The following is a 5,016-nucleotide window of genomic DNA, read 5'->3' as shown; positions in this document are numbered from 1 at the left end:
AGATGTGTATACGAGCCAGCCTCTCACCTCATCAACACGCCCGCCTCCTCCCCCGTCGCCTCGGAGGGCACCGCCACCAGCCCCAGTTCGGCGCCGCTGGCCAGCAGCCGGTGCGCGGGCAGGATCCGCACCGTGTATCCGAAGGGGCCCGTGCGGTCGAGCGCGAGGGGCCCCTCGTACACCCAGCGCCCCTCGGGATCGGGCCCGCCCGTGGGCTTCAGGGTGACCGGCGCCGCCTCGGTGATGTGGTCCTCCGGGTCGACGCGCCCCGCGAGCGTCTGCACCTCCACGTCATCGGGCGTCAACTCCCCCAGATGTACGCGCACCCGCAGCGACAGCGTGGCGCCCAGCTCGGCCGTGGCACCCGTCGCCGACGCCTCGACGTGGTCGACGGCGACCCGCGGCCAGGCCGCCCTGACCCTGGTCTTCCAGGAGGCGAGCTCGCCCGCGGCCGTGACGTCCAGGGTGCGGTGGGCCCGCGCGGCGGGCGCGTACAGCTTCTCGACGTACTCGCGCACCATGCGGCCCGCGAGGACCTTCGGGCCGAGCCGGGTCAGGGTCCTGCGGACCATCTCGATCCAGCGGTCGGGCAGGCCGTCGGGGCCCTGTTCGTAGAAGCGGGGTGCGATGCGACGCTCCAGGAGGTCGTAGAGGGCGGCGGCCTCCAGGTCGTCGCGGCGGTCGTCGTCGGTGGCGGAGCCGTCCGCGGTGGGGATGGCCCAGCCGAAGTCCGGCTCGAACCACTCGTCCCACCAGCCGTCGAGGACCGAGAGGTTGAGGCAGCCGTTCAGGGCGGCCTTCATCCCGGAGGTCCCGCACGCCTCCAGGGGCCTGAGCGGATTGTTCAGCCACACGTCGCAGCCCGGGTAGAGCTTCTGCGCCATCGCCATGCCGTAGTCCGGCAGGAACACGATGTGCCGGCGCACCCGCGGGTCATCGGTGAACCTGACGAGCTCCTGGATGAGCCGCTTGCCGCCGTCGTCCGCCGGGTGCGCCTTGCCCGCGACGACGATCTGCACGGGCCGCTCGGGGTGGCGCAGCAGCTCCATCAGCCGGTCGCGGTCGCGCAGCATCAGCGTCAGGCGTTTGTACGAGGGGACGCGGCGGGCGAAGCCGATGGTGAGGACGTCCGGGTCGAGCACCTCGTCGATCCAGCCCAACTCGGCGGTGGCGGCGCCGCGTTGCCGCCAGGAGTCGTGCAGACGCGTCCTGACCTCGTGGACCAGCTGCTCGCGCAGGGTGCGGCGGAGCTCCCAGATGTCGGCGTCCTGGATGTCGGCCACCGCGTCCCACCGGTCGGAGCCGCCGACGGAGAGCGCGTCCTCGGTGCGCCGCTCGCCGATCTGCCGGGCGCCGAGCCGGAAGACCTCGGGGGCCACCCAGGTCGGGGCGTGCACGCCGTTGGTGACGGAGGCGATCGGGACCTCCTGGGCGTCGAAGCCCGGCCACAGGCCCGCGAACATCTCGCGGCTCACCGAGCCGTGCAGGGTGCTGACGCCGTTGGCGCGGCTGCCGAGCCGCAGGCCCATCACCGCCATGTTGAAGAGGTTGGGCTCGCCTCCCGGATACGTCTCCATGCCGAGCCGCAGGACGTCTCCCGCGTCGATGCGGGGCAGCTCGGCGCCGGGGCCGAAGTGGTGGGCGACCAGTTCGCGGTCGAAGCGGTCGATGCCGGCGGGCACGGGCGTGTGGGTGGTGAAGACGGTTCCGGCGCGCACGGCTTCGAGCGCGGCGTCGAAGTCGACGCCCTGGTGGGCGAGTTCGTGGATGCGCTCCAGGCCGAGGAATCCGGCGTGGCCCTCGTTCGTGTGGAAGACCTCCGGCTCGGGGTGGCCGGTCAGGCGGCAGTACGTCCGGACGGCGCGCACTCCGCCGATGCCGAGCAGCATCTCCTGGAGCAGCCGGTGCTCGCTGCCGCCGCCGTACAGCCGGTCGGTGACGTCGCGCTCGCCGGGGTCGTTCTCCTCCACGTCGGAGTCGAGCATCAGCAGCGGGACGCGGCCGACCTGCGCCTGCCAGACGTGGGCGCGCAGCCACCGCCCGCCGGGCAGCGCGAGCGCCACGATGGCGGGGGTGCCGTCGGCCTCGCGCAGCAGGGCGAGGGGGAGCTCGTTGGGGTCGAGGACCGGGTAGTGCTCCTGCTGCCAGGCATCGTGGGACAGTGACTGGCGGAAGTAGCCGTGCCGGTAGAGCAGTCCGACGCCGATGAGCGGGACGCCGAGGTCGCTCGCGGCCTTCAGGTGGTCCCCGGCGAGGATGCCGAGGCCGCCGGAGTACTGCGGCAGGGCCGCCGTGATGCCGAACTCGGGCGAGAAGTAGGCGACGCAGCGCGGCAGATGGCCCTCGCCGCGGGCCCGCTCCTGGTACCAGCGCTCCCCCTCTACGTAGTCGCGCAGGTCGTCGGCCGCCGCGTCGAGCCGCTGCAGGAAGTCCGCGTCACCGGCGAGCTCGTCGAGCCGGGCGGGCGGCACCTCGCCGAGGAGGCGCACGGGGTCGCGGCCGGACGCCTCCCAGAGCCGGGGGTCGACGGACTTGAAGAGATCACGGGTGCGCGGATGCCAGGACCAGCGCAGATTGCGGGCCAGCTCGGAGAGCCGGCCGAGGGGTTCGGGAAGGACGGGACGTACGGTGAATCGACGGATGGCCTTCACAGCGACTCCACCTCTACGGGGAATGCGGTACGAATCGACCTACGCGTCGACGGTAGCGGTGACCGGCCCCCGGCAACTACGGCGCACGGACGGGCGCGAAGGACGCGGGCTCGTCCGGGGCGTGGCGCGGCCAGGTGTCGCCCGGGCCGAGGTCGCGGACGAAGGAGACCCAGGCGGCATGCATCGCGTCGGCCAGCTCCTGCGGCGGGGCGTCGCCCGCGGCGGCGGCCACGCCCTCCGCGTCGAGCAGGTCGAAGACGAAGGGCAGGTCGAGGCAGTGGAAGGCAAGACCCTGCCGGGGGCCCGGCACGGGTGAGGGCCAGGCGAACTCGTAGAGCCACGTGGGGTGTTCGCGCGCGGCGCGCGCCCGTGCCACCGCGAGGGCGGGGCCCCGGAAGGCGAGGTCGGTCAGCTCCTGCCCGCCGAACTCGTGGAACTCGTGCCGGGTGTACCCGAGGAGCAGCGGCACCCCGGCCGCCAGGTCGCCCTCGGTGAGCTCGGTGAGCACCGGCCGCGGAACCAGGTCTCCGTCGGCGACCGGACCGAGCAGGGGTCCCGGCAGCCGCTCGCGGCCGGGTCCCGGCGCGCTCAGCGCGTCCTGGAGCTCCAGCAACCGGCCGTCCGGCAGGTCGCGGAGCGCCGCCGCCGTGGCGGGCAGCCCCGTGCGCCGCGTGAACAGCTCGGCCACGGCCGGGCCGACCCAGCGCCCCTGCGGCTCGATCAGCGAGCCGGACATGGAGATCGCGGCGCGGAACAGGCCGCGGGCGGCGGGTGTCGCGAGCAGCGTCTGGACGGCGCCGCCGCCCGCGGACTGCCCGGCGACCGTGACCTTCTCCGGATCGCCGCCGAACGCCGCGATGTTGTCCCGCACCCACTCCAGGGCGGCGATCCAGTCGCGTACGCCACGGTTGTCCGGTGCGTCGGCCAGGTGCAGGAAGCCCTCGATGCCGAGCCGGTAGCCGACGGACACGAGGACGACGCCGTCCCGGTTGAACGCGGCCCCGTCGTACCAGGGGCTCGCCGCGGAACCTCCGACGTAGCCGCCGCCGTGGATCCAGAGCAGGACGGGCAGTGCCGCGTCCGGGTCCGTGGCGGGCGTGCAGACGTTCAGGTTGAGGATGCCCGCACCGGGGACCGACGGCTCCGGAATCGTTGCTCCGTCGCCGAGGCCTCGGCGCTGTGCCGTCGGCCCGTACGCGGTGGCGTCCAGCGGCGCGGTCCACGGGGCGGGCGGGACGGGCGGCGCGAGACGGAGGTCGCCGACGGGCGGCGCGGCGTACGGGATGCCGAGGAACCGGGTCCCGGTGGCGCGGCGTTCGCCCCGGACGGGGCCGTGGGCGGTGGTGACGGTCGGGTGCGGACGGTCTGCGTCGGCCATGACGCCACTCGACACCACATTCGGCCCGCGGGGCAACGCCCGCGACTCTCCGGCCGCACCGGCGCACTCGCTGTAACCTGCAACCTGCCGTGCGGACACGGCACTTGACGGTCGACAACTGTGACAACTGCGGCAACGGGGGCGGACGGATGATCGGGCAGCTGCGGGAGTCGTCCCCACTGCGGACAGGGCCGTACGAGACGCTGGCGCGGCTCGGCGCGGGCGGCATGGGCGAGGTCTTCCTGGCCGCGCCCGGCCCCCACGAACCCGGCCGCCCCTACGATCCGGACACGCTCGTCGCCGTGAAGGCGATCCGCAAGGACCTCGCGGGCGACGCGGCGTTCCGCGCCCGGTTCCGGCGCGAGATATCCGTCGCGACGTCCGTGGCCAGCCCCTTCGTGGCCCGGCTCGTCGCGGGCGACGCGGACGCCGGACAGCCCTGGCTCGCCACGGAGTACGTCGCCGGGCCGAACCTCGCGGACGCGGTGCGGCGGCACGGCCCGCTGCCGGTCGCCTCCGTCGCCGCGCTCGGCGCGGGCACGGCCCGCGCGCTGGCCGCCGTGCACGCAGCGGGGGCCCTGCACCGCGACCTCAAGCCCGCGAACGTCCTGCTCGGCGCGGACGGGCCCAAGCTCATCGACTTCGGTGTGGCGCGGGCGCTCGGTGCTACGACCATGACCTCGACGGGCCTGCTGGTCGGCACGCCCGGCTTCATGTCCCCCGAACACGTGGCGGGCGGCCGCCACGTGGTGGCCGCCTCCGACGTGTTCTGCCTGGCATCGGTCCTCGCCTACGCGGCGTCGGGCGACGACCCGTTCGGGGACGGCCCGGTGGCGGCGGTCCTGTACCGCGTGTCCCGCGCCGAGGCCCGCCTGGACGGCGTCCCCGAGGAGCTGCGCGAGCTGCTCGCCGCCTGCTTGTCGCGCGATCCGGGCGAGCGGCCGGGTCCCGAGGAGGTGGCGGCGGGGTTGGAGGCGCTGTGGGGGG

The 5,016-nt window shown here is 74.4% G+C and carries 3 protein-coding genes; 1 reads left to right on the top strand and 2 read right to left on the bottom strand.

The genetic code is table 11. The annotated features are described in order from the left end of the window. Positions 1-23 precede the first annotated feature (23 nt). A complete protein-coding gene (gene glgP / locus AOK03_RS23970; RefSeq protein WP_055567405.1) occupies positions 24-2,651 on the bottom strand; it encodes an alpha-glucan family phosphorylase in 2,628 nt (875 codons plus the stop codon). A gap of 76 nt (positions 2,652-2,727) precedes the next feature. After that, positions 2,728-4,029, bottom strand: a complete 1,302-nt coding sequence (locus AOK03_RS23965) for a carboxylesterase/lipase family protein (protein WP_055567404.1) — start codon at positions 4,027-4,029, stop codon at positions 2,728-2,730. 89 nt (positions 4,030-4,118) lie between these two features. On the opposite strand from AOK03_RS23965, the gene AOK03_RS23960 reads away from it, so the two are divergent. Further along, on the top strand, positions 4,119-5,016 hold an 898-nt coding region (locus AOK03_RS23960), incomplete at its 3' end, for a serine/threonine-protein kinase (protein WP_341845822.1).

The sequence above is a fragment of the Streptomyces atriruber genome, assembly GCF_001418325.1.
GTDB lineage: Bacteria > Actinomycetota > Actinomycetes > Streptomycetales > Streptomycetaceae > Streptomyces > Streptomyces atriruber.
Note: the sequence above shows the minus strand (reverse complement) of the source record. Positions and strands in the feature narration are given on the sequence as shown.